The 2,142-nt window shown below is 30.8% G+C and carries 2 protein-coding genes; both read left to right on the top strand.

Annotation, left to right across the window (positions count from 1 at the left end; translation table 11 throughout):
- Positions 1-1,084, top strand: a 1,084-nt coding sequence (locus GMC_RS19245; RefSeq protein ID WP_010521255.1) for a peptidoglycan-binding protein LysM, incomplete at its 5' end; no start/stop codon positions are given.
- Positions 1,068-2,135, top strand: coding sequence for a hypothetical protein (locus GMC_RS0105830; RefSeq protein WP_010521256.1), 1,068 nt, complete (start codon positions 1,068-1,070; stop codon positions 2,133-2,135). The genes GMC_RS19245 and GMC_RS0105830, both read left to right, overlap by 17 nt.
- The last annotated feature ends 7 nt before the right edge of the window (positions 2,136-2,142 follow it).

A 2,142-nucleotide genomic window follows, 5' to 3' on the forward strand; every position in this document is an offset into this window, starting at 1 on the left:
AAAATCTACTATGGAAAAATATGGGCAAGTAAAATCTTGGGGAGAAATCTGGGCAGATAAGATGGTTAAAAAGTGGACTAAAGAGTTAAAACAATTTCATCTAAAAGGGAGTTACAAGAAAAAGACTTCAATAACAAAAAATGATTTTCCTAAATATCTTAATAGATATGATGATGCATATGGTGACGTTATTCAACACTTAATAGATAATGATCTAGACAGAGCATTGAGAGCCGCAGCCCCTACTTGGGCTAGTTTACCTGATGCTGTAAATGGCCAAGAAGATACCCAATACACTACAGATGATGCCAAAAAGAAATTCAGAGAGTTTTTATTACAAGAAATAAATGGCGAAACCGATTTATATTTAGAAGAAGGTTTCTTAAAGAAATTAGGGTATAAATGTTGTGAAAATCAAAATAGTGCAATTACAGGAACTTCTCCAGAAGGTAAGGAGCCAATAGATTTACGCCCTACTATACCTTGGCATTCACAATTTTCAGCAGATACTTGGGGATGGAAAGGTAGACAAAATGTAAGGTGTTATGATACTTCACTTTTGATTTTACAAAAATTTGTAGGATTAAAAGCGGGAGGAACTAGAGGAAATCAAAATACAACGGTAGAGGGTACAACTTTGTTAGGTTCGTCAAATGTTATTCAAATAGCATTGGAGGTAAGCGAAAGTGAAACCATAAATCCAATCGAATCTAATTTTCAAAAGGGAATAGATTATTTAGATCAAGAATTAGAAAAGGGAAACCCTATTATTGTTGGGGTTAGGCACACTTTTTTCAAATACAAAAAGGGTAGTACAGAGAAAAAACATAAAAAGAATGAACAGAATTATGATAAATCGACAGATCATTTTGTTATTGTAGTTGGTCGTGGTTATGAGGATGGAAAACGATATTTTCTGTTTTATGAAGTAGGGACAATTCATTCAGATAAGGGGCAACATGATAAGAATAGATTGTATGTAAATTCCGATAATAAGATAACAGGGATACCACAACATAATTTAGGAAATACATATACAATCACTCAAATAAGAGGAAACAAAACCAATGGAAATTTTAAATAAAATAAAAGTCTATATTCTTTTCTCGTTGTTGTTTGCAACACTGACGGCATGCAAGAATAAAGCAGTCTATGAAAAAACAAATAGCGGTCAATTAGTTGAAATTTTGCCAACTGAATTAGTCAATAAGACATGGGTAATTTATGGAGGTCAAGACGAAAGCTATGACGTTTTATTTAAACGCTTTAATTCAAAAACTTATCCTTTTTATGTAAAAACAGGTGATAGTTCATTCTTTATGGTTGAGGGGGATATAGAAACTTATTTGCTCGAACTAAAATCAAATAAGATTGTAAAAGTAAACGATAGTTATAAAATGTATTTGAATTCACAATTTGTAGATTTTATAACATTAACTTGGAAAGAAAAAAAAAGGGGAATTATTTCTGTAGAATATACTTATAAAGTGCTTCCTGAGAGTATATCTGATTCAGTATTTACAGTTGATTATGTAAATAAAGACTTTATAACAGAAGGGAACTTTCCTAAACTTAAAGAGCAAAAAAAGAAAGCTGAATCGGAAATATTTATAGAGGAAGAAACAACTGAAGGTATCGGCAGTTATGAGTATTTGAAAGACTTACCAATACAAGGTTGGTTTTATTGTGAAGATTCTAAAGAAAAAGGGAATTATGAAGTTGGTATCAGTTTTCTTGATGAAGAACATGTAATTCATAATAAAGATGGTAGTGTTTTAAAGAACATGCCCAACCATATAGAAATAGATTTGAATAATGCTTTACGAATTGCCTGCTCCGTAAAGAAAATAAAGGCCTCTTCTAATAAGTATGTCTTATTTTACGAACATAGAATTAATCATACAATGACTTTGTATATTCCTTTTTACAAAGATGCTCAGTACTATTCTTCAAATCACCCAATTGCTGAAATAGATATTTTAGATGATAATACTATTAAAAGAAAGTGGATAGGTTTTTATAATCGTCGTACTAAAAAAGTTGAAAACTATGCTAAGAAATATGGATGGGAAAAAGGATGTAATAATATTTTAAAGAGAATTAAAGATGGTAGTTTAGTTAATTCTGCACTTTAAGAAACCA

The sequence above is a fragment of the Aquimarina agarivorans genome (assembly GCF_000218485.1).
In the GTDB taxonomy this organism is placed as follows: Bacteria; Bacteroidota; Bacteroidia; order Flavobacteriales; family Flavobacteriaceae; genus Aquimarina; species Aquimarina agarivorans.